The sequence below is a fragment of the Streptomyces halobius genome (assembly GCF_023277745.1).
Lineage (GTDB): Bacteria > Actinomycetota > Actinomycetes > Streptomycetales > Streptomycetaceae > Streptomyces > Streptomyces halobius.
This window is the reverse complement of the sequence record NZ_CP086322.1, coordinates 8,335,063-8,361,349: the sequence shown is the minus strand read 5'-3', so window position 1 is coordinate 8,361,349 and position 26,287 is coordinate 8,335,063. Positions and strand designations below refer to the sequence as shown.

The window sequence follows — 26,287 nt, the reverse complement described above, 5'->3', positions numbered from 1 at the left end:
CGGAGACCTTGCCGCCGCGTGCACCATGCATCCCACCCGGCCCCACCGCCACGCCCCCGCACACGCGGCCGCGCGCGGGCCGCAGCCCGGCGCGCCCCGATCCCCGGATCAGTACAGCCCGGACCGACCGGACGTACCGTCACCACGAGCGCCGGCTGTCACCCGTCACCTGCACAAGGCGGTGTCGACGGCGGCCTGGACATCGGCGGGGCCTTGTCTGACGGGTGCGGAGTCCGAGTCCGCGGTGACGGCGACCGTGAAGGCACGGCCGTCATCGGTGACCCCTGTACGCGTCCCGTAGCCGGGGATGTCACCGCCGTGCCCCCACATCAGACCGCCGCAGCTCATCGGCGTACCGATCACGCCCAGCCCGTAGCGGGCACCGGGCCACAGACGGCCGGCGGGGACTGCGACGGTGGTGCGCATCCGGGCGAGCTGCGCGGGCCGCAGGAATCTGCCGCCGAGCAGGGCCGAGAAGAAGCGGTTCAGGTCGCCGGGGGTGGAGATCATCTGCCCGGCGGCCCAGGCCCAGGAGGGGTCCAGCTCCGTGATGTTCTTCATCACTCCCCCGCCCTTCGCGGCGTACCCCTCCGGGTGGGCTTCCCGGATGCTCTCGTCGCCCGCGGCGGGGAAGTAGGTGTGGCGCAGTCCGATGCGCTCGATGACCCGGCGGGTGATTTCCTCCGCCAGCGGGCGGCCGGTGACCTTCTCGATGATCAGGCCGGCCAGGAGGTAGTTGGTGTTGCTGTACTCCCAGCGGGCCCCGGGAGCGAAGTGCGCCTTGTGCGCCAGCGCCAGGTCGAGCAGTGCGCGGGGCCGGACGTAGGTATGGCGCTCCTTGCCGGTCGGGTCGCCGATGAAGTCGGTGTAGTTGGGCAGTCCGCTGGTGTGCTGCAGCAGCTGACGTACCGTGATGCGGCGACCGTCGATGCCCTTGCCCCGCACCAGGTTCGGCAGATACTTCTCGACCGGGGCGCCGAGGGCGACCCTGCCCTCCCCGACCAGCTGCAGGACGACGGTGGCGGTGAACGTCTTGGTGTTGCTCCCCACCCGCACCTGCCCGTTGACCGGCACCTCCGCCCCGGTCCTCAAGTCCGCGACACCGGCGGTGTAGTGGCGGATACGACCGTGACGGCCGCGGTCCGCGGCCAAGGCGGCGGGGTACCCGTCATCGCGCACCAGGTGGACCAGAGCCTGCCGCACGACGTCAGCCGAACCACCAGCCCGCGCCGGAGCACCTCCGACAGCCAGGGCAGCAGCCACCACAGCCATCACAGCCGCCATCGTGATCCCGCGCCGAGACCCGGACGATGCGGCGCGGACACGGCGAAACTGAGGAGAACGATCGGGCATGGGAACCCTGTCCCCGCCCCTTGACGCAAGGAAACTGTGCCGCCCGCAAGATCCCCCGCAAGATACAGCTGCCCGACGAGGCTCCCGCCCGGGTGTTGGGCGAGGGCATCCCTACGCGGCGACTCGTGCCCGCTCGTGCCCGTACGCGTCGGCGACTCGCGCCCGCTCGTCCCGCGCTCACGCCCCCTGGCTCGCGCCCCCCGTGCATCAGTGTGAACGGGCTCTCCTTTTCCCCCTGCAGGCGGGTTGGCTACTGTGTGCCCGACGAACTGCGCGACGGGAGCCAGGAAGCCGGTGAGAATCCGGCACGGTCCCGCCACTGTGACCGGGGAGCGGACCCCACGGAGACCACGGCAGCGATGCTGGAAGGTCGGGGCGAGCGGCGATCCGGGAGTCAGGACACTGACCTGTCGCGGACACCATCCACGGGGCGTGGACCCCAGGAGGCGTGCATGAGGTCTGCGGCGGCGACAGACGCGGCAGACCCGTTCGGGTGCTCGGCGTGCGCGGCCGGCGGCCCAGTGGGCCGTGGCCGGAGTGCGTTGCGGTCCCGGGTGCCGGTCCCCTGGTGGCCCGTGCTCCGGACCGGAGAGGATCCCGGATGCCTGGACCCACCGTGCCGAGCCCTGACGTCTCACGCCGCCGACTGCTGGGCGGCGCCCTCGCCGCAGCCACCCTGCCCATTCTCGGCACGGCCTGCGGGCGGGCCGAACCCGCGGCCGGCACCGGTGACGGACTCCGCGTCACCGACCTGACCGGCGCCACCGTCGAACTGCCGCGCCCGGCCCGCCGGGTGGTGACCATCCCGCTGCCCGCCGCCTCCATGGTGGTGGCCGTCAACGGCGGGCCTGAGGTGCTGGCCGGAATGAACGCCGCCTCGCGCACCGCGATCGAGGGCAGCTTCCTCGGCACGGCCCACCCCGAGTTGCTCAAGGTCCCCACCGAGGTCGCCGGCGCCGAGTTCGCACCCAACGTGGAGAGCGTGCTCGCGCTGGAACCGGATGTGGTGATCCAGTGGGGCGACCGCGGTCCGGGCATCGTCGAACCACTGCGCAAGGCCGGGCTGACCGTCGCCCGGCTCACCTACGGCACCCAGAAGGACCTGGAGGGCGCCATCACCCTCTACGGCAAGCTGCTCGGCAAGCAGCAACGCGCCGAGAAGATGGTGAACGGGATGCGTACGGCCCTGAAGCGGCTGCGCGGCCGGCTTCCCGCGTCCGGTGCGGGCGCCGAGAACGCGCCGTCCGTGCTCTATCTGCGCGGCGCCGCCGACGGACTGCAGGCCGGGGGCGGCGCCTCCTACAACCACTACGTCACCGAGCTCGTCGGCGCCCGCAACCCCGCGGCCAGGGTCGACGACGAGCAGGTCACCATCGACAGGGAACAGCTCCTGAAATGGGACCCCGACATCATCCTGCTGGGCAACTTCGGGCCGGCCGCCCCGAAGGATCTCTACGCTGAACCGGCGCTGGCGACCCTGCGGGCGGTGCGCGAGCGCCGCGTCTACAAGGTGCCGCTGGGCGGCTACCGCTGGGACCCGCCCAGCCAGGAGTCGCCGTTGATGTGGCAGTGGCTCGCCGGTCTGGTGCACGGCACCGGGGCGCCGGGGCTGCGGGACGAGGTGGTCCGCCAGTACGCGTTCCTCTACGGTGCCGAGCCCACCGCCGCCCAGCTGGACGTCATCCTGCGGACGAAGGCCAACTCCGGCTCCCGGGACTATGACGACTTCGGCCGCTGAGCGGGGCGGCCGGCGCGGGCCGGAACGACCCGGCGGGCCGGGAGCCACGCCGATACCGGCCGCCGGACTCCGCCGCCGCACCGCGCTGTTCGTCCTCCCGGCGGGCGTGCTGCTCGTCGCCGTCACCGCCCTTGCCGTGGGCCGCTATGCGGTCGGCGTCGACCAGGTCGTACGGATTCTGCTCGGGCAGCTGCTGCCGCTCGAACGGACCTGGACACCCACCGAGGAGGCGGCGGTGCTGAACGTCCGGCTCCCCCGGGTGCTGCTGGCCATGCTGGTCGGCGCGGGACTGGCCGTCTGCGGTGCGGCGCTGCAGGCCGTCTTCGGCAACCCGATCGTCAGTCCGCAGATCCTCGGCGTCTCCTCCGGCGCGTCCTTCGGCGGAGCGCTCGCCATCGTCCTCGGTCTGGGCTCGGCCGCGCTGGTGCTCGGATCCTTCGGGTTCGGGCTGTTCGCCCTCGGCGCGGTCTTCGCGACCAGCCGGGTGCGGGGGCCCGCACCGCCGCTCACGATCGTGCTCTCCGGGATCGTCGTCGGGGCGTTCTTCGCGGCGCTGGTCTCGCTGCTCACGTATCTCGCCGACCCCTACAGCGAGTTGCAGTCGCTGGTCTTCTGGCTGCTCGGCAGCCTCGCCACGGCCACCTACGGCAAGGTCGCCGTGGCCGGGGTGCCGGTGCTGCTCGGCGGGGCGCTGATCTGTGCGCTGCGCTGGCGGATCAATGTGCTGTCGCTGGGGGACGAGGACGCCGCGACGCTCGGAATGCGCCCCGGGCGGCTGCGCTGGCTGCTGCTCACCGCGGTGGCCGCGGTCGTCGCCGGGGCGGTCGCGGTGAGCGGGGTCATCGGCTGGGTGGGGCTCGTGGTGCCGCATCTGGCGCGGCTGTGGGTCGGCCCGGACCACCGGGTGCTGATCCCGGTGAGCCTGGGCCTGGGGGCGGCGTATCTCACCGTCATCGACACCGTCACCCGCAATCTGAGTACCGCGGAGATCCCGCTGGGCGTGCTGACCGCCCTGGTCGGTGCCCCGGTGTTCCTCGTCCTGCTGCACCGCAGCCGCCGGAGGATGTGGTCCGATGCTTGAGCTCGACGGGCTCGGCTTCGCCCATGAAGCCCATGAAGCCCATGGAGCCCATGAAGCCCATGGAGCCCATGGAGCCCCTGAAGCAGGTCGCTGGCTCTTCCGCGGCGTCTCGCACCGGCTCGCCCCCGGCGAGGTTCTCACCGTCCTCGGCCCGAACGGCCGCGGCAAGACGACCCTGCTGCGCTGTCTCGTCGGGCTGGCCGAGCCCACCGAGGGGCGGGTACGGGCCCGTGAGGCGATCGGCTTCGTCCCGCAGAGCCACCGGACCACCTTCGCCTACACGGCGCTGGACATGGTGCTGATGGGCCGCGTACGGCGGCTGCGGCCGCTGGCCACACCCGGCCGCCGGGACTACGAGCTGGCACTGGCCGCCCTGGAGCGGGTCGGGCTCGCCCCGCTGGCCGACCGCGAGTACCCCACGCTCAGCGGCGGAGAGCGCCAACTCGTGCTGATCGCCCGGGCGATCGCCGCCGAAGCCCCCGTACTCGTCCTCGACGAGCCCGCCTCCGCGCTGGATCTGCGCAACCAGGGCCGGGTGCTGCACCTGCTGCGCGGCCTCGCCGACGAGGGCCGCGCCATCGTGCTGACGACCCATCACCCCGACCACGCCCTGGAGATCGCCGACACCGCACTGCTGATGTACGGCGGCGCCGACGTCCGGACCGGCCCGGCCGACGCCCTGCTCACCGACACCGCCGTCTCCGCTCTCTACGGCGTCCGCGCCCACACCCTCTCCCTCGACGCCGCCCAGGGCGGTCCACCCCGCCGCACCATCGTCACCCGCTACGACCAGGAGCCGTTCCCATGAACGCGCCCGCACTCCCCGACGGCTGGACCGCCTCCTACGACCGGCACACCAGCACCCCGCCGGAGCCCACCCCGACCACGGCCCTGGACCTGTTCGACGCCGATCCGGACGGCATCGGCCGGCTCCTGTGCGAGCTCACCGCACGCCACGGGGACCGGTTCGGGGCGCGGCTCGGCCGGTACCAGATCCAGCGCCGGCCGCGCGCCGATCTGCTCAACGCCGGCCTGACACCGGGCTGGTGCGCCGAAGACCGGTTTCCGGAACCGTGGCGACGCGTCGAAGCCTCGCTGCACCGCCATCCGCACGACGTGGTCGCCCGCCGCCGCTGACCCACGCCACCCTGAAGAGAGGCACCGCCATGACGACCACGCCCCGCCTCGCCTGCACCGTCCGCCCCTGGGCACAGTTCCCGTTGGAGCGTGCGCTGCGCGGCATCCGTACGGCCGGGTACGATGCGGTCGCCCTGCCGGTGCACGGGGTCACCGAGGTGATCACCCCCGACACCCCGGCCGACCGGGCCGAGCAGATCGGCGCCGTCATCCGCGACCACGGTCTCGAACTCCTCGTCCTCAGCCACGCCGCCGACCTCGATCGGGACGACGACGCGACGCCGGCCGCACTGCACCGTCAGATAGACCACTGCGCGCGCCTGGGGGTGCCGACCCTGGTCGACATGGGCTGCCCCGAGCCCGCCCACGGCGACCGCTACCTCCGGCTCATGGCGGCGGCCGCCCCGTACGCCGCCGCCCACCGGGTGACCATCGCCGTCAAGCCGCACGGCGGCCTGACCCGTACCGCCGCCGACACCCTCTCCGTCGTCGAGCGGGTCGGCCACGACGCCTTCCGTGCCTGCTGGGACGCGGGCAACCTGGTGCACTACGGCGGCGAGCCGCCCGCCCGGGGGCTGGCCGAACTCGCCCCGTACATCGCGGCGGTCGGCGTACGCGACCACCCGGCCCGTGGCGCGCGGCGGGCGACTACCACCGGGGGGATGCCGCCCGCCATCACCCCCGGCGACGGCATCGTCGACTTCACCGAGCTCTACCGGACCCTGCGCGCCCACGGCTTCACCGGGCCCAGCGCGGTGGAGAGCGTCACCAGGCTCGGCACCGTCGAGGAACTGGACTCCGAGGCGGACCGCGCCCGCCGCAACCTGATGGACGCGATGGCCGGGCGCACCCCGGACCGCCCGGAACCGCACCCCACGATCCCGGCCCGGCAGTCCTGCTCCCTGGTCTCCCGCACCGCGGCCGAGGACCCCATCGGCACCGCCCGCCCCTTCGACCGGTACCTCATGCTCGAACTCCCCCTGCCCTGGCCGCCCGGCATGGGCACCCCGGTATGGGAGACCGACCGGGTCCCCGCACCGCTGCGCACCGCCCTGCGCACCGCCACGCGCCGCACCGAGGAACGCGGCCTGACGATGAAGACCTTCGCCGCGGCCCCCGACCCGGAGTACTCCGTCCCCGGTCTGATGCGCATCATCCGCTTCGACCGCACTCCCGGGATCGCCGCCCCCCTCACCCGCGTCGAACACCACCTCCCCGCCGAGCGGGCCCCGGCCCTGATCGATGCCCTCTTCCCCGAAGAACCCACCGAGGACGCCGCTCAAGAACCCACCGCACTGACCCCCTTCACCCCCTACCGCGACACCACCGCCCACCGCGACCTCGTCGTCTGCACCCATGCCTCGGTCGACGCCTGCTGCGGCACCCGCGGCTACCCCTTCTACAAGGAGCTCCGGGAAGCCCACGGCAGTACGGGGAAGGTACGCGTCTGGCGCATCAGCAGCTTCGGCGGCCACCGCTTCGCCCCCACCCTGGTCGACCTGCCCGAAGCCCGCTACTGGGGCAACCTCACCCCGGGCCGCATGGCCCAACTGGTCGACCGCACCGGCCATCCGGCGGACCTGATGGACCTCTACCGGGGCTGGGCCTGCCTGCGCCACCCCGGCGAGCAGGTCCTCGAACGCGAGCTCTTCCGCACCTACGGCTGGGACTGGCCCGCCCACCACCTCACTCTGCACCCCACCACCGACACCCACTACGCCCTCACGGCCCACGACCCCCGCACCGGCGCCACCCACCACCACACCGCCGGCCTCCGCCCCTTGGGCCCGCAACCGGTCCTGATCGGCTGCGACCGCACCGCCGGCGAGGTCCAGCGCTACAACGCCACCCTCCACTCCAGCGCTCCGGCGGCTCCGGCGCCCAACTGAGCGGTTGCCGCCTGGCGAAGCCGTTGCCACGCGTCACGGGTGAGTGCGTACTCAACTTCGCCCTGCTCGGAGCCGTCGATCGCCTGCGGCCAGTCCCCGGTGAAGCTCCGGACGAGCGACAGGCCCGACTTCTCCATGACGCGGCGGGACCGGATGTTGACGGCCATGGTGCTCGCCGTGACCCGCTCGATCCCGAGTTCCGTGAACCCCTTGTGGATCAGGGCTCGGGACCCCTCGGTGGCATAGCCGCGCCCCCATGCCGCCTGGTGCAGGCGGTAGCCGAGTTCGACCACGGCAGGGCTGTGCTCGTCCAGCGGCCGGAACTCGAACCAGCCCAGGAAGGCGCCGGTGGACTTCTCCTGCGCGGCCCAGTAGCCGCGGGTCCCCAGGCACGGGTAGTCGTGCACGAGGCGCGGCAGGCTCCGCTCTTGGATCACGTCACGGCTTGTGGGGCGCCCGCCGTTGATGAAGCGCACGACCTCGGGGTCGTTGTCCAGCGCGAGCAGGTGGTCGGTGTCGGCCGTCGTGAACGCGCGCAGGATGAGCCGGTCGGTCTCCAGGAAGGTGTCCATGCCGCGATCCTCACCGCGGGCGGGCCAGGCCCGCCACCGGTTTTCCGGCCGGTGGCAGGCGGTGGTGTTCCTGCCGCGCCGCCTCCGCAGGCACCGCCCGCGCCGGCCTCGTAGACGCGCTGTACGCGCTGCGCCCGCTGCGCGGAGACCGGGCACCGGGCGTTGTCAGTGGCAGCACGTAGCGTGGTGACCGCAAGCATCACAGCGGGGAGAACGGGGAGGACGGCGTATGGGGTCGCGCGCCGAAAAGACGAACCGACGGCCGACCGGGACTCCCATGCCCTGACCATGGCCGCCAACTGCCTGGTGGGCCTGGAGCGGCTGGTCCGACGCTTCACCCCCGCCGAGGACACGGAGTCCGGGGAGGCCGCGCCGCGGTAGGAGGGCGTCCCCGAGGCGGGGTGAGCCGCGCCACAGCGGAACGGCACTCCCAAGGTGCGGGTGCCCCGCACCGCCAAGGGCCTCCTGGCGCTCGGATCGTTCCTCAGCCCCGAGTGCCAAGAGGCCCTCATCCGTTGACAGCGACGTTCCACAGGGGCAGGGCCTGCCTTGATGCACCGCCCCGGCGGAGAGGGGCTCCCCTTGAGTGCGCACGGGCCGTCAGGCGGACGGGGCGACGCGAGCCGTTTCGAGGACGGTGGCGATGCCCTGTGCCAGGAGTGGGATCCGGTGCGCCGCGATGCCCGCGATGTTGATGCGCCCCGAGTCCGTGCCGTAGACGGCGAACCGTCTGCGCATCCGGCGCATCTGGTCCGGCGTGAGCGGCAGCATCGAGAACATGCCTTTCTGCCCTGCGAGCGACGCCGCCTGCTCGCCGCAGCCGAGCGCGCCGAGATGGACGACCAGGTCCGCCCGGTTGGCCGTGATCCGGTGGCGCATGACATCGAGTTCAGCCCGCCATGCGGCCCGCAGCCCCTCGTCCTCCAGGATGGTGGTGACGACGGCGGCGCCGTGCTCGGGCGGCATCGAGTACAGCGTCCGCGCGGCGTTCTGCAGTGCCGTTTCGACGTGCCGCAGCGTCTGCCGCGACGATCCGAGGACGATCGCGCACCCGGTGCGGTCGCTGTAGAGGCCGAAGTTCTTGGAACAGCTGACGGCGATCAGCACCTCGGGGAGCCGGTCGGCCAGCATCCGGGTGGCCCGCAGGTCGGCGTCGAGGCCGTCGCCGAGCCCGTGGTAGGCCAGGTCGACGAAGGGAACCCAGCCGTTCGCCGCGGCGAGTGCGGCCAGCTCCTCCCACGTCTCGAAGGACGGATCGACTCCCGTGGGGTTGTGGCAGCAGCCCTGGAGAAGGACGACGTCGTTGCGTCGTGCGGCACTCAGGTCGTCGAGCAGGCCCGCGGTGTCCGGGAGCCCCGCGGAGTCGAGCCGGCCGTACGTCCGGACCTGGAGACCCGCGGCCTCCAGGATCGGCCGGTGATTGACATAGGCGGGGTCGCTGATCCACACCGTGGTGCCCGGGCGGGTCCGGCGCACGAGATCGGCCAGCAGGCGCAGGGCTCCGGTGCCCGCCACGGTCTGCACGGCCGTCGCCCGTCCGGTCAGGGCCTCGGTGCCCAGCACCATGGACAGCATGGCCCGGTTGAAGGCGGTGTTCCCCGAGAGCCCTCGGTACTCCTTGGAGACGGAGCGTTCCGCCAGGCGTATCTCGGCCTCCCGGACCGCTGACATGACAGGGGTGGCCCCGGTGTGGTCACGGTAGACGCCGAGGACGAGGTTCAGCCGCTCGGGGCGCGGGTCGGCGGCGAACTCGGCCGCCAAGTCCCACAGCGGGTCGGCGGGCGGGGCGGGAAGGAGCTCAAGCATCGGGGGAAACCTTGGGTCGGGGGCGTCGGTTGGCGAGCGCGACGCCGGTGGTGATGAGAGGGACGCCGATCAGGACGGGCAGGGTCGGCGACTCGTGCAGCAGGGGTACGGCGAGCAGGACGACGGCGACCGGGCTGAGGCTGCCGACGACCGAGCTGCGCTCCGGTCCCAGCCGACGGATGGCGAACGCGTACAGCAGACCGGCGCACAGGCCGACTCCCAGCCCCTGGACGACGAGGAACAGCGCGATGTCACCGCCGGCCGCCCGGGCGAGACCGGTCGGCAGGACTCCGGCCATGACCAGGAGGGCGATCACGGCGAAGGAGGGCAGGCACAGCAGTCCGATGGACCCGACGGGGTCGAGGTCCACTTCCCGCAGCCCCACCGTGTAAAGGGCCCACAGCCCACTGGCGACGAGCAGCGCGCCCGAACCGAGCAGGACGTCCTCGTCCAGCGCCGCGGTGTAGCGCCAGACCAGCGCCACGACTCCGGCCACGATCAGCACCAGCCCGGCCGACTGTGTGCCGCGCGGAATACTCCTGCCGCCCGCGACCATGAGGGCGGAGACGAACAGCGGGACCATCCCGGGGACGATCGCCCCGACGAACGCGGCCGACGTCAGCGAACCGCCGTACATCGCCGCGAGGAAGAACGGCACCCCCGCACCGCAGATGATTTTGGCGGCGGGTCCCGGCCGCACCGTGACCAGCCGGCGCCTGCGCCGCCACAGAGCGGGCGCCAGCACCACGAGAGGAACACCGAAGCGCAGCAGGGCCGCGTCGGCGGGCAGCAGCGTGGAAGCGCTCAGAGCACGGGCGCTCAGCGCGAACCCGGCCCAGATGCCGACGGTGAGCAGCAGTGCCAGAAAGGCCACCGCCTGCGGAGAGACCACCCCGCGCCCGCCGCCCCGGGCCGGGGAGCGACTCCCCGCCCCGGCGGCCGACGGCTGCGCCGTGTTCGTCACGACCACTGAAAATTCCTCCCGCTCGGAGCTGCTCGGGCGGAACCGACAGCGACCCTTCCTCTGAAGGCAACGCTAGAGCCTTCAGCAGGGCAGACGATTGCCATTTCTGCCCTTCAGGCCTAGCCTGAGGGCATAATCTGCTAAGGAGTGACGGAGTTTCGATGGATGACGTGGATTTCCAGATGATCCGCGAGTTGCAGGCCGACGGGCGGCTGTCCAACCAGGACCTCGCCGACCGGGTCAGGCTGTCCCCCTCGCCCTGTCTCCGCCGGGTACGCCGCCTGGAGGAGTCGGGCCTGATCAGCGGCTACACGGCCACGGTGGACCAGGTCGCCTTCGGCCTGCCGATCACCGTCTTCGTACGGGTCCGTCTGGAACGGCACACCGCCGAGGCCGTCAACGTCTTCGAGGAGCACGTCGGCCTCATCGAGCACATCCAGGACTGTTACCTGATGGCCGGCAGCAGCGACTACCTGCTCAGAGTCGTCATTGAAAGCCTGGAGGCGTACGAGGTCCTCGTACGCACAAAGATCCACGCCATTCCCGGCATCGCGTCGATCGAATCCAGCTTCGCCTTCGGGAGCGTCAAGCAGTCCAAGGTCTACCCGCGCCCGGGCGGCCCGTCGCGCCCGCGTGCGCGCACGCGCTGAAAGGCTGGAAGCAGGGCGGCCTGGCCGGACTGGAAGGTATCCGGCGTCTGCAGCCGTACGCGTCCCTCGGTCCGGACGCCGCCTTCAGGTGCGCATTGAGCAGCGGAACGCTCGACGCTCCCCCGCTCCACGACAAGCCGGGCAGGAGAGCCGCCGCCTGGCCCTCTTCCACCAGCCGCAGCCGCACCAGCAGATCGGGCGACTCGAACCGTACGTCGGGCTCGAATCCGGCCGGGCGGCACACGGTCGTCGCCCACCGCCGGGACGCCGTACCCGCCGGTTCCATGACCCACGGATGGCCGGACAGCGCACGGAGCGCGACCGACGGCTCGGATGCGCGGACGGCGCTGTCGGGCGGCAGGGCCGACCGCGCCTCGTCACGGCACAGCTCCGCGACTTCCGTGTGCGTGCTGGTGAGCGCGGCAGGAGGTCCCGCACGGCGGCGCGGCACCTCCGCGACGACGTGAACGACCCGCTCGGCGACTACGAACGGGACGCCTGCTCCCCCAGTGGCCCGCGCTCGCACCTACGCGGCGCAGAACTCGTTGCCTTCCGGGTCCCGCATGATCCACCAGTGCCCGGCAGGCCCTTGGTCCACCTCGCGGACGCGGGTCGCGCCCAGGTCTTGCAGTCGGGCCACCAGCTCGTCCAGACCTCCGGGCTCGCTGTGGACGTCGATGTGCAGGCGGTTCTTGCCCACCTTGCCCTCGGGCACGTCCTGGAAGAGCATCCGGCGCCCGTGGCCGACGCCGCTGGTCTCGTCGAACGGGTCCTCGGGGTGGCGGATCGCGGCGTAGCCACGGAAGTTCTTGCGGCCACGATGCTCGACGACCGCCTCCTCGCCGATGTGGCCGGCGGCCAGCAGCTGTTCGACGAGCGCGCCGGGGTCTTCCACCTCGTACTCCAGGGCCGCGGCCCAGAAGTCCGCGAGGTCGGGCGCGTTCGTGCTGTCGATGACCAACTTCCAACTCAACGTCATGTAACCGTTTATACTGGTTACATGGACTCCTCCGCAACCACAGGGCTGACGCTGCACTCCCCTACCGGCGTGGCCTACCGGTTCGACCCCGGGGCGCTGTGCCTGGAACTGCTGACCACCGGCGGCCCCGGCCCCTACCGCCGGTACGAGGTCTTGTACGAGCCCGCCGACCTGGTCGCCTGGGCGGACCGGTCGCGGCTGACGCCGACGCCCGCGCTGAAGACCACCGAAGCCGAGGTGGCCGACACGCGAAGGCTGCGCGACGCACTGTTCCGGGTGGTCGTCGCCCACACGCGCGGCGAGCCGCACCCGCCCGGCGACCTGGAGGTCATCAACGAGGCAGCCGCCCGCCCGGCCCTGGCACCCGCCATCACACCGACGGGGAAGCGCCAGTGGGCCGGAACGCCCAGCGGCACCCACCTGACGGCCACCGTCGCCCGGGACGCCGTCGAGTTGCTGACCGGTCCCTTCGCGCACCGCATCCGTACCTGCGCCGCCGAGGACTGCCACCTCGTCTACGTCGACACCTCACGCCCCGGCCGCCGCCGCTGGTGCTCCATGGAGCACTGCGGTAACCGCCACAAGGTGAGGGCGCTGCGCGCCCGCCACTCCGAGGAAGGGTGACCGCGAGGTAGCCCGCGATGCTCACCGCACTCCCCGAGGACACCGGCCGGCAGAGCGGCGTGTCCCGCACGCCGCCCCCACCCCGCGCCCGTCGTCCGGGACTTCATCAGCAGCCCCGAGAGGCTCACTGCCCGAACGGCTCCGGCTCCGCCCCGGCGCGGTCCTCATCCCGGAACGCTGGCGCCCCCTACCGGACGACCGCAGGCGTGACCGGGCGAGGTACGCGGTCACGGCCAGGGCTGCCGATGTGCCTCATGGCGCGCATTCCTGGAGGCAGCCAGGCGCGCGCCATGGCCGGCTCGCTGCGCCAGGGCAGCTCGTCCTGGGCCATCTTCGAACGGTGAGCGACTTCGGCGGAGGTCGCCCTTGGGAAGATCTCCGGCTGGCAGGATGAGGGCCGTGGCGAAAACTCAACCGATCAACTACGTACGGATAGCCGAAGTTCTCACCGATCTCGGCATGATCACCCAAGACAAGGCCCGGAGCGTGCTGGACGACTGCCGCAACTTCGCGCACGAAGAACTGACACCGCGTCACCACATAACCGGCGCCCTCGAAGAATTCGGCGTGGCCGTCAGCATCCACGCCGATGACGTCGATTTCGCCGACGTGTACTACGAAGAGCTCCTGGAAGAAGCCGCAGCTCTCACCGGAGGGAAAGTCACCGTCGACAACTACCGTTTCGACAAGGACGACAAGGACGACGAGGACGACGAGGACGACGAGGACGACGGCCGCGGAGTGCTGCACTTCGACCGCAACGGCGAGACGCTCTCCTTCTCCATAGAGCAGGAGTCGAACGACTACCTCGACATGGGCGCGGCCCAGGCCGCCATCGAAGCCCTCAGCCCCGACGACGACCCCCGGTCCTTCCGCTGTGTCGACAACGGGCCCAAGAATCCCCCCGGCACCCTGGACGACATCATGGTCCTGGCCACGGCCGAGCAGCGCGAAGGGCTCCTTCAGCACCTCGGCATCGCGTTCCGCGAACGGTGGTGAGGTCAACAGGGCGCCTCAACCGCAGGAAACGGCAGGCACAAGCCATCTGAAGTGCCCGAGGCCAGTGTCCCGCGGCCGGCAGTCCCTCCAGGAACGCGGGCACGGGGCGGCCGCTGCGAGTCTCCCTCCCATGGGACAGTCCCCTGGGGCAAAAGGGCAAGGAAAAGCGGTATTCCGACATCGCCACCGCGACGTACTCGCGGCCCGGCCGGAGGAGCCGACCCGGGTGGCGAACGACGCAGCGCGGCAGGTAATGATAAGAGCATGACGAACCTTGGGGGACGGGCGGACGAGCCCACCAGTTACGGGCTCCAGCCGCCGGCACCCGGTGGCCACTACCCGCCCGGCGCGTCGACGCCGGTTCCGCAACAGGCCGCCTACGAGCCGACACAGATGACCGCACCGTCGGGGCCCCCGGGGCGGGGGCACGCGGGGCCGGGGCACGCGGGGCAGCAAGACCACCCGGGATACGACGGGCACGACCCACACTCCGGCCACAGCGGCACCCTCGCCACCCCCACTACCCCTGCCGCCCCGCAGGACCCAGGAGCGGGACGGGTCATCGGCGGCCGCTACCGGCTCATCTCCCGCCTTGGGCACGGCGGTATGGGCACCGTCTGGACAGCGCACGACCAGGTGGTCGACCGGGAGGTCGCGGTCAAGGAACCGCGGGTCCCCGAGCATGTGCCGGAACGCGAGCGGCACACCGTCCACCAGCGCATGCAGCGCGAGGCACGAGCGGCTGCCCGGATAGACCACCCGTCGGTGGTCAACGTGTATGACGTGGTGGTCGAGGACGGCCGCCCGTGGATCGTGATGGAGCTGGTGCACGGACATTCGCTCGCCGACCGGCTCTCCGAGGGCACGCTCGACCCGCGTGAGGCGGCCCGCATCGGCCTGGCCGTGCTCGGGGCGCTGACCGCGGCCCACGAGGCCGGGGTACTGCACCGGGACGTCAAGCCGGACAACGTCCTGCTGGGCCGCAACGACCGGGTGGTCCTCACCGACTTCGGGATCGCGCAGGTCGAGGGCGAGCAGGGACTGACCGAGACCGGCGCGTTCATCGGCTCGCCGGAGTTCATCGCGCCGGAGCGGGTGCTGGGCCAGCGGCCGGGTCCGGAGTCCGATCTGTGGTCGCTGGGCGTCGTGCTGTACGCGGCGGTCGAGGGCATGTCGCCGTTCCGCCGCTCGCACACCCCCGCCACGCTCCAGGCGATCCTGTCGGCCGAACCGCAGGCGCCGGCACGCGGCTCCGGCGCACTGGGCACCCTCGTCATGCGGCTGCTGAGCAAGGACCCGGCGGCGCGCCCGGCGGCGGCCGAGGTGCGCCGGACGCTGGAGACGGTCGCGCAGCCGCCGCAGCCCGCGGCGACCAAGCCGGCCGCTGCTCCCGCCGCCCCCGCTGACGGCGGCGGCAGCCGCTTCGTCCCGCCGATCCTGCACAAGAACCGCAAGGCCCAACTCGGCCTTGGCGCCGGAGTGCTGATGGTGACCGGCGCGCTGGTGCTGGCCCTGGCCAACCCCTTTACGACTGAACCGACGATGCCGGCGGGCTGGACGGTCCGCGAGGACCCGGAGCTGCTGTCGGCGTCCCTGGCGGTGCCGAAGGACTACCGGCGCGAGGTCACGGAAGGGGATGACGACAGCGACGGGCTGACCGAAGTCACCTTCCACGATCCCAGTGGCGTCTTCACCATCGCTCTGTGGCGGTCCGAAGAGGACAGCGAAGGCCCGTATGCGACGTCGCTCGACGGCGCGGCCAAGGAGCTCGCTGAGCACTACACCGGCGACAACAACTACGAGATGAAGGCGGCGAAGCCCCAAAAGCCGAAGCGGTCGAACCAGCAGGGCGAAGAGGCGCGGGACCTGACCACCACCTACCGGGACAGTGGCGACGACGAGGACGATCCCCGTTACGCCAACCGCGACCACGTCTACCTGAACAAGGACAAGACGGTCTGGATCCTGACCGTCACCATGCCCGCCGCCGGCGACGCCCGAAAGACCGGCGACCGGCTCTTCGAAGACGTCGTGAAGAACTTGAAAATCGACGCAAACCAGCTCTGACCTGTACCGACCCAGCTCTGGCCTGCGCCGACGGCGATCCGCACCAGCAGCTTGCCGGCCCGGCCCCGTCCGGGCCCGGTCTCATCCGCGGAACCGGGGCGGGGCCGGCCATGGCCTCACCGTATGCTCGGCTGCTCGATCGTGAAGGCGCTCCGGGTGTGGGAGAGCCGCAGCACCCGGGCCAAGGTGTGCGGGACCGCGCACAGCCTCAGCTCTGCCCCGGCTGCCTCCGCTGCGCGGGCGGCGGCGAGCAGCGCGCCGAGGCCGCAGCAGTCGCAGAAGCAGAGCTGCCCGCAGTCCACATCCACCCGCTGGTGAGAGCTCACCGCGTCGCGGAGGGTGGCACGGACGGCGGGGGCGGTGCACAGATCAAGGTCACCCGCCATGGTCACCCGGCAGCTGCCGGGTCCTGTGGCCTGCAGATCGACCTGGATCATGTCGTACACCGACCCCCTGTGGCCTGCGGTGTTGCGTCGCGGAGCGGGCGGTACCCTCACCGTACGCCCGTCCCGCCGAGAAGGACACCAGCGCATCAGCGCGGGCCGGACCGCCCGAAAGAGAAGCCGGCGACCGGCGTCCCCCTTGGGCACTGGTCGGCTGCCGTGACCGACGACGATCGCGACGGGAACCAGGAAGCCGGTGAGAATCCGGTACGGTCCCGTGCCGACCATTCGCGCCACGCCCATGTTCATGTCCATGGCATCCATCTCCGTTGCTCGGGTCCGATGGAGTGACGGCCCGCGGCCCGCTCGGGGTGCGTGCTGCCGGGCGTCCCGCACGAGCTCCGGTTGCCGACCGCCGGACCGCGGGGTGCAATGAGGTCTGCGGCCCGATGGTCGCAACCAGCGGCGCAGGCGTTGTCCCGCCCCCGCTCGGCCCCGCCAGTGCCGGGGAGGCAGTGATGACGTTCCCTGATGCCGGTGCCCGCCCCGCGGGGCACACCCGATGGAAGCGGCTCGGCTTGGTACTCATGCCGACGCTGCTGATATCCGCGGTACTCGTGGTGGCGATCGGCATGGGCATCCTCCCTGTCTCGCTCGCGGTCTCCGCGCAGTCCCTGGTGCTTTCGGGACAGAACCTCAAGATCTCCGCCGATCGGCTGCAAGGCACCGGGTTCACCCAGTACGTCGGGGTGGACCGGGCGAAGAACAAGACGTACCCGGAAGCCCTCTCCGGCATCGAGTCGGCCGACCTTTACAACCTGTGCCAGTCGGTGGTCGTCCCCGTCCCCGGCATCGGCAAGGCCACGCTGCGGATCGGCGCGGGCGGGGGCAGCAAGCCGGCGCACGCGGACCATCTCGTCGTCCATACCGACGACCTCGCCGGCAACGCGGTGTTCCGCAATATCACCATCGGGCAGGATGCCTCGACCTTCAAAGATGGCACCGGCGCCCCGGCGGAAACCTTCGGACAGCAGGCCGACACCGTACGCATCGAAAACCTGCGGCAGACGGCCCGAGCGGTGAGTGCGGGGACCTTCCAACTCACAAACCTGCACCTGAGCGTGAAGGCCGGAGACAAGCCCTGCTACTGAACGGCCCTCCCCCTCCCTATGGGGCGAGCGACAAAACACCCCTCCACTCCCTTTGGGACAAGCGGGTGAAAGCGTCCCTCCATTGGGGTCCCTGGCTGATTCCCGGGGTCACCAGCCGCCCCCGCCGGGGTTGGGGATGCGTACCACCCGAGACTCGGGTATCGGGGTTGCTCGGCCCGCTGGTGGGCCGGCCCCCGCTTGTCTGACGGGGAGAGGGATGACGAGCAACGCCGACAGTGCCAGCCAGACCACCGAGCGCGCACGTCCCGCGGGCCGCACCCGATGGAGGCGCATGGCCGTGGTGATGGTGCCGACTCTGCTGGCCTCCGCAGCACTGTGCACAGCGGTGGCGCGTGGCGCCCTCGCCGCGTCTTTCGGAGTGTCGGCCAACTCGTTCACGGTTTCCGGCAAGAGCTTCGAGATCGGGGCCAGCAAGCTCGACGGGCGCGGATTCGTCCAGTTCGGTGTGCTGGACCGCGGCGCTCATGCCACGTACCCGGAAGCGCTTTCCGGCATCCGGTCCGCGGACCTTTACAACCTGTGCCAGTCCGTCGTGCAGGACGTGCCCGTCCTCGGGCCCGTCACCATGCGGCTGACCTCGGGCAGCAGCAAGGTTCCCGCGCACGCGGACCGGCTCGTCGCGGACAGTCACGACCTGCGAGGCGACGCGGTGTTCCGCAACATCAACATCGGCCAGGACGCCGCGACCGTGAAGGGTGTGCCCGGCGTACGCGGCGCGCCCGGCGGCTTCGGCCAGCAGGGCGACAGCGTGACCATCGATGGGCTGCGGCAGCGTACGCGTTCGGTGAGTGCGGCGACGTTCCGGCTGCCGGGACTCCACCTGAGCGTGAAGCTCGGCTCCCACCCCTGTTTCTGATGTCGTGTCACGTAAACCCACCACACTCGGGGAGCTCGACGTGAGTAGTGCGCGGCTGCGCGCGGGACGCAAGAGGAAGGCAGGAGCTGACGGGTGGCGGCCGGGATGGTGGAACTCCTTCCACGACTGGCGGCGCAGCCGCCCGTTCTGGGCAGGGGTGTGGACGCTGCTGGCCGGGGTCGAGATCCTCTCCATCCCGATCGCGCCGTTGCCGATCATGGTGCATGAAGGCATCGCCGGCGTGGCGGGGTCGCTCATGGGGATCTTCATGGTGGTCCTCGCGCTCAGCATGTGGCTGGCGCCCGGGTACCGGGTGTTCGCTGGGATCGCGACGCTGGTGCTCGCTGTCGCCTCACTCGTACTCTCCAATTTCGGCGGCTTCCTGATCGGTTTTCTGCTGGGCATCACCGGCGGCGCGATGGCGGTGAGCTGGGTGCCGGATGAGCGGCCTCCGGCCCGGCCACGGATCCGGCCGAACTGGGGTCGCGGGAACGGCTCGGGCCGCCCCGGAGGATCGGAGGGGCCGGGAGGGTCGGGGGGCCCGGGAGGCTCAGGCAGTCCGGGGGATCCGGGTGGCGCTGGTGGTTCGAGCGGTCCCGGCGGGGCCGATGGTCCCGGCGGGGCCGATGGTCCCGGCGGGGCCGGTGGCTCTGCTGGCCCCGGCGGTTCCGGTGGGCCGGACGGTTCCGGTGGGCCGGGCGGCGGGGGAGGCGGCGCCGGAGGTCGTAAAGTCGGCGGCCGACAAGCCCGCAGCTGCTCGCGCACGAGCCGTATGAGCCGTATGAGCCGTATGAGCTTGCGCTCCAACCGTATGCGGGCGCTCGGTGTCCTTCCGGTCGGGGCTCTGCTGACCGGCGGGCTGCAACCAGCCCCGGCACACCTCCCCCGGACGGTGCCGAGCCCCGCCGATCCACCCCACGTGCCCAGGGGCACGGCACGCGGCAACGCTCCCCCGCACCTGACCGTCTGCTCTCTGCTCGACGGACTGCTGGCCGGGGCAGGACCCACCGCGCGCGGCACCGGAAGCCGCATCTCGGTGGGCGCCAAGGTGGGCCGCACACCAAACTCCCAGCCTGAGCACAGTCAGCACCCCAAGAGCTCAGGCATCACAGTGGACGGCCCGCTGGGCCTGCGTGCGTCCCTCGGCCCTCATGTGCCGAAACCGCGTACCGAGGAACACGACGAACACCGGCTGAGACGCGGACCCGACTCCGCCGAGCCCGCGCCCGCTCCCATGCACTCATCCGGAGCGGGCCTTCTCGGCTCGGTCACCGGCCTGCTCGGCCTGAACAGCTCACAGGACACACGCGATACACGCGATGAACAGGACAACCCCCCGGCTGCCCAGCACGACCAGGCGACGCCGCGCCCGACCCGACCTGCCGGCCCGCCGCAGCGCGGTCGGCCCGACCACGACCACGCCGCCGGGCCGGGCACGTCAGACAAGCAGCCGAGCCGGTCCGGCATCGCCGCCGGCAACGTCATCCCGCCGTCCGTCCTGCGGCTGAAGATCCCGCCACTGCCTGCCGACGGGCGGATGGACGGGCCGTTGTCGCTGCTGCCGCTGCGCATCAAACTGGGCGACCCCGCCAAGCGGGACAAGCATTCCCACTGGTGCCTTCCGCGGCCCTCGATCTCTCTCAGCCTCGGTGTGGACGCCGCCGCGTACCGCGTACCCACCGCCCCCCAGCCGTTCAAGGTCCGCACCCCACTGATGGTGCTCACCGGCCTGACCTATCACGGCATCACCAGGGTGCCGACAGTGTCCGGCCCCGAGCGGGTCCTGGTCTTCACCGTGTCCCGGGCCGACCTTGCGAGCCTGCGCCAGACCTCGCCTCTCCTCGCCCCCTGGTGCGGCCGCAACCAGCCCCCGCCGCCCCGTCCGCCCTACCACGGCCTGCCCGGCCTCCGGTTGCCCCTGCTCGACATGGGCATTCCCGGTATCGGCCACGTGAACCCGTTCGCCCCCGGTCCCTGGTATCCCTGCCAGGGCAGGTGGGAGCAGGACGGCGCCCCCCTCGCCACGTCGGTTGCCACCGGTCATCCCGTGGTCCTGCTGACCAAGGTCCTCAGCGGCAATCTCCTCGGCCTGCTCCCCATCACTTTCACCCCGAGCATGCCGCCCCCACTTCCGCCGGGGCTCACCCTCCCCATCCCGATCTTCTTCACACATGCCACCGCGTACAACCAGTACCTTCACGCTGACCATTTGGACATTCCCGGTTTCCACCAGACGGCGTCCCGCTGACTCCGTTGAACCATGGAAATGACCCCGTTGAATCATGGAAACAATGGCCCGGCTGTCCGATCGTTGCGGCCGAGGAGGTCGTCGTCGCCTGGATGCAGCAAGCGCACAACAGGTGGCGGAGAACAGCACATTCGTGGATCTGCCATCGGCTCGTCCAACGGAAACCATGTGTGCGCGCATCGTGTGTGCGCACCAGGACTCGGTCACCGCGGCCCTGGGGGGAGCCGCTGTGCGCGGAGGCCGCGGTCATGACGGGTTCGGCGGCTGCCGCGTGCACGGTGTGCTGCGCTCTCTCTCGTACGCCGACGTTGGGCAGGTGCGGCTTCAGAAAGGCGGCCAGAAGCAGTCCGTCAGTGCACCGGCAAGTCGCTCGCCCTTCGCCACCGTCCGGCTGCGTACGGAGGTCACCAAGGGCGCGGGCTCCGTGCTGCGGCCTGGCCATGGTGCCCACGCTCGCCGTTTGGCCGGCTGATCGCCCCGACGGACCGATCAGCCGAGGACGAACGGGAGTTTCGGGGCCAGCTCCCCCAGTTCGGCCTTCTCCGCTTCGACCGGGGCACGCCGTCCGGTGCCGATCAGCAGCGCGTCCTTGTCGGAGAACGACGGGGAAAACGCCGCACCGGCGATCTTCTCCAGCATCTCGCGTGACCGGGCGAGCCCCTCGGCGGGCGGTTCGGCCGCGTCCGGGAGGTACGCGATCAGGTCGAGATGGTGCAGCGTCCATTCCAGGACGTACGCGGAGAGGTAGTCGCCTGCGGTGAGCACCTCGTCGCGGGTGCCGACCCGGACAGCGGGATCCGCGAGTTCGGCGGCGCGACCGGCGGCGGAACCGACATCGTCCAAGTGGAACTTGAGCAGCCGCGGCTCTTCGTACGCGGCGGCCAAGCGGACGATCAGCGCGTCGAGCGGGTCATCGCCGGTCGGCGGCGTCGCGGCGACGTCCCAGTAGGTCACCGCGTCCCGGGTCGGTTCTGTTTCGGCGGGGGTGACGAGGGTGATCAGGACGTCCTGAGCGTCGATGATCAGGTGGCACACCAGGTCCCGCACGAGCCAGCCGGTGCAGCCGGAAGGCCGCGCGAAGTCCTCGTCCGGGAGTTCGGCGACCGCTGTGCGCAACGCCGCCCAAGAGCGTGAGAAGAGGTCCACCGCCGCAAGCTAGCAGCGCCCGGCCCCCGGCTGCGACCGACTTTCCCCGGTCCGCGAACGTGGAACTAGCCTTTGCGAACGTGGAACTCGGGCTCCTACCTCGGGATTCGGGCTCGCGAACGTGGCACTCGCGGGTCGTCGGCGAGTCCCACGCTCAGGCCTCTCGGTGGGATTCTCTCTCCCTCAACTCCACGCACAGCATTCGCCGGACGGCGAGCCGAAGTGCTCCGCTACGGATGACCGGCCGCACCGGGACGCCACCCCCTACGCCGGCTCGGGCAGACGGTCGAGGCGATCGCGGTGGGCCCGGGTCAGGCGGAGGCGTTCCGCAGCGAGGTTCTCCACAGGGAACGGTAACGGCGAAGCGGGCCCATGACGTCGGTCCACTGGCAAGGCTCGACACCGACCCACTGGCAAGGCTGGGCACCGCACTACCTGACCGAAGACACAGACCCTGGACGGAAAACCGTTTGACCCCCGCCGACGCCCGGCGATCGGATGGCGGCCCATGAGCACAGGGCAGATGCATCCCGGCCAACGCCCCATCGACGGCGACCTCGTACGACGGCTGATCGACGGACAGTTCCCGCAGTGGTCCGGGCTCGCGGTGGAGCCGTTTCCGTCCGGCGGCACGGTCAACGCCATGTACCGGCTGGGCGACGGCATGGTCGTACGTCTGCCGCTGGTGAAGGGCGGAGCCAAGGACGTATCGAGGGAGCTGGAGTGGCTGCCCCGCCTCGCTCCTCGTCTGCCCACGGGCATCCCCGAGGTGCTCGGGGCCGGGGAGCCCGCCGAGGGGTATCCGTGGCCGTGGTCGGTGTACCGGTGGCTGGCGGGGAAGCACCCCGAGGCGGGGGCGCTGAGCCAGCCGGTGCTGCTGGCCGAGGATCTGGCCGAGTTCGTGGCGGCGATGCGGAGCATCAGCCTGCCGGGCGCGCCGACGGCCCATCGCGGCGGGCCGCTCGCCTCGCTCGATGCCTCGACCCGGGCGGCGATCGAGGAACTGCGCGGGATGCCGGAGGAGGGCGTCGACTGCGATGGCGTGGCCGCCGTATGGGAGGACGCGCTGAGGGCGCCGGGCTGGGACGGGCCGCCGGTGTGGCTGCATGCCGATCTGATGCCGGGCAATCTGCTGGTGGACGGTGACAGGCTGACCTCGGTGATCGACTTCGGGTGCATGGGCGTGGGCGATCCGGCCTGCGATCTGTTCCCGGCGTGGAATCTGCTGCCGCCCGAGGCAAGGGAGGTCTTCCGCGCGGCGCTCGGCGTGGACGACGCGACCTGGAACCGCGGCCGGGGGCGGACGCTCTCACAGGCGCTGATCACGCTGCCGTACTACCGCAGGACGAACCCGGCGATGGCGTGCACCGCCCGGCACGTGATCCGGGCGGTGCTGGCCGAGGGCTGAGTTCTCCGGGGGGTGTACCGGAGGGGCGAACGGCTCCTGGACGGCCGCCCGTACCGCGACCACACCCACGACCAGACCCGGGCGCTCCGGTACGTCACGCCAGACCACCTCGGCCGGAACTTCCACCCGAGGCCGTTGCGGACGGTCAGGTCGTCCGACCGCTTTCCGAGACCCACACCGGCACCTCGCCGGCCGATTACTCGGAGCCGACTGACGCACACCGTCGTAGCCCACCCCCCGGACCGGCTGCTCCCGCACCCACCACCCGTACCTGGGAGCGCGCCCCGGGCGTGGTTGTGGCGGTGCGCCCTGGTGCGCTCGACCGCCAGCGGTGCCGAACCAGACGCCGTGAGCTCAGGACGGTGTGGAGATGGGGCGCCCCCTGCACGTCAGTCGAGGGGCGTCCGGGGATTGCGGATCGCGTTCACCAGACCAGCAACGAGGTTCGCCCGCTCGGCCATGGCCTCGATCACCAGGTACTCGTGGTCGGCGTGGGCACCGCCCCCGACTGCTCCCAGGCCATCGAGTGTCGGCACCCCCAGCGCGGCCGTGAAGTTGCCGTCACTTCCGCCGCCGACCGCCTTGCCTTCAAGGCCGGGAAGCAGCTGCTGTGCCACCGCGAGGAGCCCGGCCGACGCCGACTCAGGCATCGGGGGCCGGCTGACAGCCCCCTGAACCTCGATTTCCGCCTCATCGAGATGCGGAGCCAGCGCCGCGAACGCGGACTCGATGCGTTCCTTCTCGTCGGCCGACTCGACCCGGACGTCGGCGATGACGGTCGCCTCTGCGGGAACGACATTGTCGAGGGTTCCTGCGGACGCGACGGTCGGGGTGACAGTCGTGCCGATGTCGGGGCGACCAAGCGCTGCGATATCCAGTACCTGGTGTGCTGCCTCGATCAGGGCATTGACCCCGGCCGCGGGCTCAAGACCTGCGTGCGACGCCCGGCCCGCGACAGAGACCTGGAACGTGCCGCAGCCTTTACGGCCGGTCTTCAGAGATCCGCCTTCAGCGGCTCCCTCGAACACAAGCACAGCGCCGCATGCAAGGGCTCGTTCTTCGATGAGAGGTCGAGAGGAGTGGGAGCCGACCTCTTCGTCGGCGGTCACCAGGATCTCGACGCCTGACCGGTCGTCGAGCGTCGCCAGGCCATGAACGGCCTGCACCAAACCGCCGAGCATGTCGAAGACCCCGGGGCCGGTCGCATGCCCGTCTGCGACCGTGAACGGGCGGCGTGCAAGGGTGCCGAGCGGAAACACCGTGTCATGGTGACCGAGGATCAGTACCTGGGGATCGCCACCGGCTGACCAGTGGACGTGCGGCCCGGCCTCGCTCTCCACAAGGACGGCCTGCCCACCGAGGCGTCTCTCGATGACGGCGGCGACAGCTGTGGCCGATGCCCTCAAGGCGTCGAGATCGCGCGACGGAGACTCGACTTCGACGAGTGTCCTGAGGTCCTCGATCATCGCGTCAATATTCATGTTCACATTGACGGTCTTGTGCATCGTCACGATGCAAGGGTACTCGGTACGTCGTAACGGAATGGAGCCAACCTGCCCAAAGCAAGCGCCTCTCGCCCAGGCCCAGCAGATCGCGCGGAGCGGCGCGCGCGTCGGTCACGTACGAGTGTCCGTCACGTACAAGTACAGGAGAGCACATAGGAGTGCAGGCCACGGGCATCGAGTGGTCTTCGGCCAGCTCGGTTGTCTTGAGCCAGGACAACCAGGGCCCGCACCCGCACCAGCCGCTTCGCAGCACTTCGCCCCGCCGACCAAACGATCGACGGGGCGAAGTGATCAGGACCCCGAATTAACCAACAGCATCGTGGCCGGTGCGGGGCCTCGCACCACCACCGTCCGCTTTACCGTGACCGCCCCCTCCACCCCCGCCACCCCTTCTACGCCTCTACGCCTCTACGCCTCTACGCCTCTACGCCTCTACGCCTCTACGCCTCTACGCTCTAACGAGACCCTCCGGCCGGAGCGCACAACTTCCACGTGCCCTTTTGCTTCCGCAGGTAGACGGGTGTCGGCTTCTGGGCCGGCCGGGTCACCACGACCCTGGCGACATCTCCTTTGATCCGGACATCCGATGTCTCGATCGGTATCGGCTTCGAATGGGTATCGCGCTCGTCATCGCCCGAGCCATCGTCCTCGTCGGCGATGCCGCGGGCCTCCTCCAGGCAGAGCAGGCCGATCATCTTGTGCGTGTTCCCCCGGTCGACCGCGAGGGCGAAGTCCGCGACCACCTTCTTGATCCTCGACTCCTCGCTCTCCTCCTCGCCCGGGAGCAGATATGCCGTGACGCCTCCGGCGACGGCGAGCAAAACGGCGGCTGCCCCGAGATACCACCACATCCTCCGCCGCCGGAACGGCCGACGGGGAGGCGGCTGTTCCCCCGCCACGGGCGGCTGCGGGCCGCCCCCAGGCGGAACGGGCGGTGGCTCGTTTCCCTGCGGAGGCCAGGGAGACTCCCCCTGACCGGGCTGGTGTGACACCACTCCAACACCTTTCTGCTCAGGACGGGTCCTCGAAGCGCGACATCAGAAGCTCGTCCAGCTCCTGACCGAAATCCTTTGGGTCGATGTCCCCTTCGTAGACCAGGGCGATCTTCCCCACTGCGATATCCGGGGAAAGGCAGTATTTGAGAATGCCGCCGTCTGTCGTGATCTGCAGCAGGCGCGTCGACGGGATACGGGCGTCGTCGTCCCAACCGGGGACGCCGTCGGGGAAGTCGGCCAGCTCGGCGATGGTGCCCATTTCCATGGGTCGCGCCACACCGAACGAGTCGGTGCTCGCCGAGGCGAACCCCGCATGGACTTGACGCAGGAACACCTGCACCGGTTCTGGGAAGCTCTCCCAGAAGTCCGGCTCCTCGAACGTGCCGGGGTCATAGCCGACCCAGGACACCAGCTCGCCGTCGTCCGTCTCCAGAACGTAAGCCAGCACCGGGGAATCATCGGTCATACAGACGCGCACGTCGACGCAGTGCGCGTTCAGCACCTCGGCGAACTCGGGAAGAAGGTCGAGAAAGCTCTGGTTCCAGAGCGACAACGCGGTTCGGCGACGAGATTCCGCATCGGCTGACAGCGCGATCGGCCGCCATTTTTCAGGGATCCGGGAGATCTCATCGGAGTCGTTGCCGACAAACGTCAGTGACCAATCGTCGAGCGTAGCGGCGATTTCGTCCGGGCCCATATCCAACCTCCGTCACTG

The 26,287-nt window shown here is 70.8% G+C and carries 24 protein-coding genes and 1 riboswitch; of the genes, 13 read left to right on the top strand and 11 right to left on the bottom strand.

Annotated elements, in window-relative coordinates:
- Positions 1-165 precede the first annotated feature (165 nt).
- Positions 166-1,284, bottom strand: a complete 1,119-nt coding sequence (locus K9S39_RS37920) for a serine hydrolase domain-containing protein (RefSeq protein ID WP_248867831.1) — start codon at positions 1,282-1,284, stop codon at positions 166-168.
- Positions 1,285-1,575: 291 nt separating this feature from the next.
- Positions 1,576-1,778, top strand: a riboswitch (cobalamin riboswitch).
- Between the two features lie 176 nt (positions 1,779-1,954).
- Between K9S39_RS37920 and K9S39_RS37915 the strand changes: the two genes are divergently transcribed.
- The 5 genes from K9S39_RS37915 to K9S39_RS37895 are packed head-to-tail and all read left to right on the top strand — an operon-like array spanning position 1,955 to position 7,198.
- Positions 1,955-3,091: an ABC transporter substrate-binding protein gene (locus K9S39_RS37915; RefSeq protein WP_248867830.1), complete on the top strand. Its 1,137-nt coding sequence runs from the start codon at positions 1,955-1,957 to the stop codon at positions 3,089-3,091.
- Positions 3,072-4,172, top strand: a complete 1,101-nt coding sequence (locus K9S39_RS37910) for a FecCD family ABC transporter permease (RefSeq protein ID WP_248867829.1) — start codon at positions 3,072-3,074, stop codon at positions 4,170-4,172. The genes K9S39_RS37915 and K9S39_RS37910 overlap by 20 nt, the downstream gene beginning before the upstream one ends.
- Positions 4,165-4,980: an ABC transporter ATP-binding protein gene (locus K9S39_RS37905; protein ID WP_248867828.1), complete on the top strand. Its 816-nt coding sequence runs from the start codon at positions 4,165-4,167 to the stop codon at positions 4,978-4,980. The genes K9S39_RS37910 and K9S39_RS37905 overlap by 8 nt, the downstream gene beginning before the upstream one ends.
- Positions 4,977-5,309, top strand: coding sequence for a hypothetical protein (locus K9S39_RS37900; RefSeq protein WP_248867827.1), 333 nt, complete (start codon positions 4,977-4,979; stop codon positions 5,307-5,309). The genes K9S39_RS37905 and K9S39_RS37900 overlap by 4 nt, the downstream gene beginning before the upstream one ends.
- 29 nt (positions 5,310-5,338) lie before the next feature.
- Positions 5,339-7,198, top strand: a complete 1,860-nt coding sequence (locus K9S39_RS37895; protein ID WP_248867826.1) for a TIM barrel protein — start codon at positions 5,339-5,341, stop codon at positions 7,196-7,198.
- Here the strand turns inward: K9S39_RS37895 and K9S39_RS37890 are convergent.
- From K9S39_RS37890 to K9S39_RS37880, 3 genes are all read right to left on the bottom strand, one after another.
- Entirely contained in the window at positions 7,147-7,770 is a 624-nt protein-coding gene (locus K9S39_RS37890) for a GNAT family N-acetyltransferase (protein ID WP_248867825.1), read from the bottom strand. The genes K9S39_RS37895 and K9S39_RS37890 overlap by 52 nt on opposite strands.
- Before the next feature lie 600 nt (positions 7,771-8,370).
- Positions 8,371-9,576 (bottom strand): amino acid aminotransferase, encoded by a 1,206-nt coding sequence (locus K9S39_RS37885; RefSeq protein ID WP_248867824.1) that lies wholly within the window; start codon positions 9,574-9,576, stop codon positions 8,371-8,373.
- Positions 9,569-10,540: a DMT family transporter gene (locus K9S39_RS37880; RefSeq protein WP_248867823.1), complete on the bottom strand. Its 972-nt coding sequence runs from the start codon at positions 10,538-10,540 to the stop codon at positions 9,569-9,571. Before K9S39_RS37880 ends, K9S39_RS37885 begins: the two co-directional genes overlap by 8 nt.
- 161 nt (positions 10,541-10,701) lie before the next feature.
- Here K9S39_RS37880 and K9S39_RS37875 point away from each other — a divergent pair, with 161 nt between their 5' ends.
- Positions 10,702-11,190: an Lrp/AsnC family transcriptional regulator gene (locus tag K9S39_RS37875; protein ID WP_248867822.1), complete on the top strand. Its 489-nt coding sequence runs from the start codon at positions 10,702-10,704 to the stop codon at positions 11,188-11,190.
- On the opposite strand, the gene K9S39_RS37870 is transcribed toward K9S39_RS37875, so the two are convergent.
- A complete protein-coding gene (locus K9S39_RS37870) occupies positions 11,126-11,641 on the bottom strand; it encodes a LysR substrate-binding domain-containing protein (RefSeq protein WP_248869155.1) in 516 nt (171 codons plus the stop codon). The two genes, K9S39_RS37875 and K9S39_RS37870, sit on opposite strands and share 65 nt — an antisense overlap.
- A gap of 75 nt (positions 11,642-11,716) precedes the next feature.
- A complete protein-coding gene (locus K9S39_RS37865) occupies positions 11,717-12,169 on the bottom strand; it encodes a VOC family protein (protein ID WP_248867821.1) in 453 nt (150 codons plus the stop codon).
- Between the two features lie 21 nt (positions 12,170-12,190).
- Between K9S39_RS37865 and K9S39_RS37860 the strand changes: the two genes are divergently transcribed.
- The 3 genes from K9S39_RS37860 to K9S39_RS37850 all read left to right on the top strand — a co-directional run bounded on the left by K9S39_RS37860 (position 12,191) and on the right by K9S39_RS37850 (position 15,859).
- The gene (locus K9S39_RS37860; protein WP_248867820.1) at positions 12,191-12,793 is read left to right on the top strand and encodes a CGNR zinc finger domain-containing protein; all 603 of its coding nucleotides are present in this window, start codon (positions 12,191-12,193) and stop codon (positions 12,791-12,793) included.
- 399 nt (positions 12,794-13,192) lie between these two features.
- Entirely contained in the window at positions 13,193-13,792 is a 600-nt protein-coding gene (locus K9S39_RS37855) for a hypothetical protein (RefSeq protein WP_248867819.1), read from the top strand.
- 264 nt (positions 13,793-14,056) lie between these two features.
- Positions 14,057-15,859, top strand: a complete 1,803-nt coding sequence (locus tag K9S39_RS37850; protein WP_248867818.1) for a serine/threonine-protein kinase — start codon at positions 14,057-14,059, stop codon at positions 15,857-15,859.
- A 116-nt stretch (positions 15,860-15,975) separates the two neighbouring features.
- Here the strand turns inward: K9S39_RS37850 and K9S39_RS37845 are convergent, their stop codons facing one another.
- Positions 15,976-16,557 (bottom strand): anti-sigma factor antagonist, encoded by a 582-nt coding sequence (locus K9S39_RS37845; RefSeq protein ID WP_248867817.1) that lies wholly within the window; start codon positions 16,555-16,557, stop codon positions 15,976-15,978.
- 203 nt (positions 16,558-16,760) lie between these two features.
- Between K9S39_RS37845 and K9S39_RS37840 the strand changes: the two genes are divergently transcribed.
- The 3 genes from K9S39_RS37840 (at position 16,761) to K9S39_RS37830 (ending at position 20,518) form a co-directional block, all read left to right on the top strand.
- Positions 16,761-17,393 (top strand): DUF6230 family protein, encoded by a 633-nt coding sequence (locus tag K9S39_RS37840; RefSeq protein WP_248867816.1) that lies wholly within the window; start codon positions 16,761-16,763, stop codon positions 17,391-17,393.
- Between the two features lie 217 nt (positions 17,394-17,610).
- On the top strand, positions 17,611-18,270 hold the full coding sequence (locus K9S39_RS37835) for a DUF6230 family protein (RefSeq protein WP_248867815.1): 660 nt from the start codon (positions 17,611-17,613) through the stop codon (positions 18,268-18,270).
- A gap of 40 nt (positions 18,271-18,310) precedes the next feature.
- Positions 18,311-20,518: a DUF6114 domain-containing protein gene (locus tag K9S39_RS37830; RefSeq protein WP_248867814.1), complete on the top strand. Its 2,208-nt coding sequence runs from the start codon at positions 18,311-18,313 to the stop codon at positions 20,516-20,518.
- 489 nt (positions 20,519-21,007) lie between these two features.
- Here K9S39_RS37830 and K9S39_RS37825 read toward each other — a convergent pair whose 3' ends face one another.
- Complete coding sequence (locus tag K9S39_RS37825; protein ID WP_248867813.1) at positions 21,008-21,664, bottom strand: maleylpyruvate isomerase N-terminal domain-containing protein; 657 nt, start codon at positions 21,662-21,664, stop codon at positions 21,008-21,010.
- Positions 21,665-22,172: 508 nt separating this feature from the next.
- Between K9S39_RS37825 and K9S39_RS37820 the strand changes: the two genes are divergently transcribed.
- Positions 22,173-23,072, top strand: coding sequence for an aminoglycoside phosphotransferase family protein (locus tag K9S39_RS37820; RefSeq protein ID WP_248867812.1), 900 nt, complete (start codon positions 22,173-22,175; stop codon positions 23,070-23,072).
- Positions 23,073-23,461: 389 nt separating this feature from the next.
- Here the strand turns inward: K9S39_RS37820 and K9S39_RS37815 are convergent, their stop codons facing one another.
- From K9S39_RS37815 to K9S39_RS37805, 3 genes are all read right to left on the bottom strand, one after another.
- On the bottom strand, positions 23,462-24,577 hold the full coding sequence (locus tag K9S39_RS37815) for a M20 family metallopeptidase (RefSeq protein WP_248869150.1): 1,116 nt from the start codon (positions 24,575-24,577) through the stop codon (positions 23,462-23,464).
- A gap of 455 nt (positions 24,578-25,032) precedes the next feature.
- A complete protein-coding gene (locus tag K9S39_RS37810; RefSeq protein ID WP_248867811.1) occupies positions 25,033-25,428 on the bottom strand; it encodes an Rv0361 family membrane protein in 396 nt (131 codons plus the stop codon).
- A 160-nt stretch (positions 25,429-25,588) separates the two neighbouring features.
- Positions 25,589-26,269, bottom strand: a complete 681-nt coding sequence (locus tag K9S39_RS37805) for a hypothetical protein (protein WP_248867810.1) — start codon at positions 26,267-26,269, stop codon at positions 25,589-25,591.
- Positions 26,270-26,287 lie beyond the last annotated feature (18 nt).

Coding starts and splice junctions, on each gene's coding strand:
- K9S39_RS37840 (WP_248867816.1), top strand. CDS start 16,761: ATGACGTTCCCTGATGCCGGTGCCCGCCCCGCGGGGCACACCCGATGG.
- K9S39_RS37860 (WP_248867820.1), top strand. CDS start 12,191: ATGGACTCCTCCGCAACCACAGGGCTGACGCTGCACTCCCCTACCGGC.
- K9S39_RS37820 (WP_248867812.1), top strand. CDS start 22,173: ATGAGCACAGGGCAGATGCATCCCGGCCAACGCCCCATCGACGGCGAC.
- K9S39_RS37910 (WP_248867829.1), top strand. CDS start 3,072: ATGACGACTTCGGCCGCTGAGCGGGGCGGCCGGCGCGGGCCGGAACGA.
- K9S39_RS37900 (WP_248867827.1), top strand. CDS start 4,977: ATGAACGCGCCCGCACTCCCCGACGGCTGGACCGCCTCCTACGACCGG.
- K9S39_RS37815 (WP_248869150.1), bottom strand. CDS start 24,577: ATGCACAAGACCGTCAATGTGAACATGAATATTGACGCGATGATCGAG.
- K9S39_RS37850 (WP_248867818.1), top strand. CDS start 14,057: ATGACGAACCTTGGGGGACGGGCGGACGAGCCCACCAGTTACGGGCTC.
- K9S39_RS37835 (WP_248867815.1), top strand. CDS start 17,611: ATGACGAGCAACGCCGACAGTGCCAGCCAGACCACCGAGCGCGCACGT.
- K9S39_RS37885 (WP_248867824.1), bottom strand. CDS start 9,576: ATGCTTGAGCTCCTTCCCGCCCCGCCCGCCGACCCGCTGTGGGACTTG.
- K9S39_RS37905 (WP_248867828.1), top strand. CDS start 4,165: ATGCTTGAGCTCGACGGGCTCGGCTTCGCCCATGAAGCCCATGAAGCC.
- K9S39_RS37895 (WP_248867826.1), top strand. CDS start 5,339: ATGACGACCACGCCCCGCCTCGCCTGCACCGTCCGCCCCTGGGCACAG.
- K9S39_RS37890 (WP_248867825.1), bottom strand. CDS start 7,770: ATGGACACCTTCCTGGAGACCGACCGGCTCATCCTGCGCGCGTTCACG.
- K9S39_RS37920 (WP_248867831.1), bottom strand. CDS start 1,284: ATGGCGGCTGTGATGGCTGTGGTGGCTGCTGCCCTGGCTGTCGGAGGT.
- K9S39_RS37915 (WP_248867830.1), top strand. CDS start 1,955: ATGCCTGGACCCACCGTGCCGAGCCCTGACGTCTCACGCCGCCGACTG.
- K9S39_RS37810 (WP_248867811.1), bottom strand. CDS start 25,428: ATGTGGTGGTATCTCGGGGCAGCCGCCGTTTTGCTCGCCGTCGCCGGA.
- K9S39_RS37875 (WP_248867822.1), top strand. CDS start 10,702: ATGGATGACGTGGATTTCCAGATGATCCGCGAGTTGCAGGCCGACGGG.
- K9S39_RS37845 (WP_248867817.1), bottom strand. CDS start 16,557: ATGGACATGAACATGGGCGTGGCGCGAATGGTCGGCACGGGACCGTAC.
- K9S39_RS37805 (WP_248867810.1), bottom strand. CDS start 26,269: ATGGGCCCGGACGAAATCGCCGCTACGCTCGACGATTGGTCACTGACG.
- K9S39_RS37865 (WP_248867821.1), bottom strand. CDS start 12,169: ATGACGTTGAGTTGGAAGTTGGTCATCGACAGCACGAACGCGCCCGAC.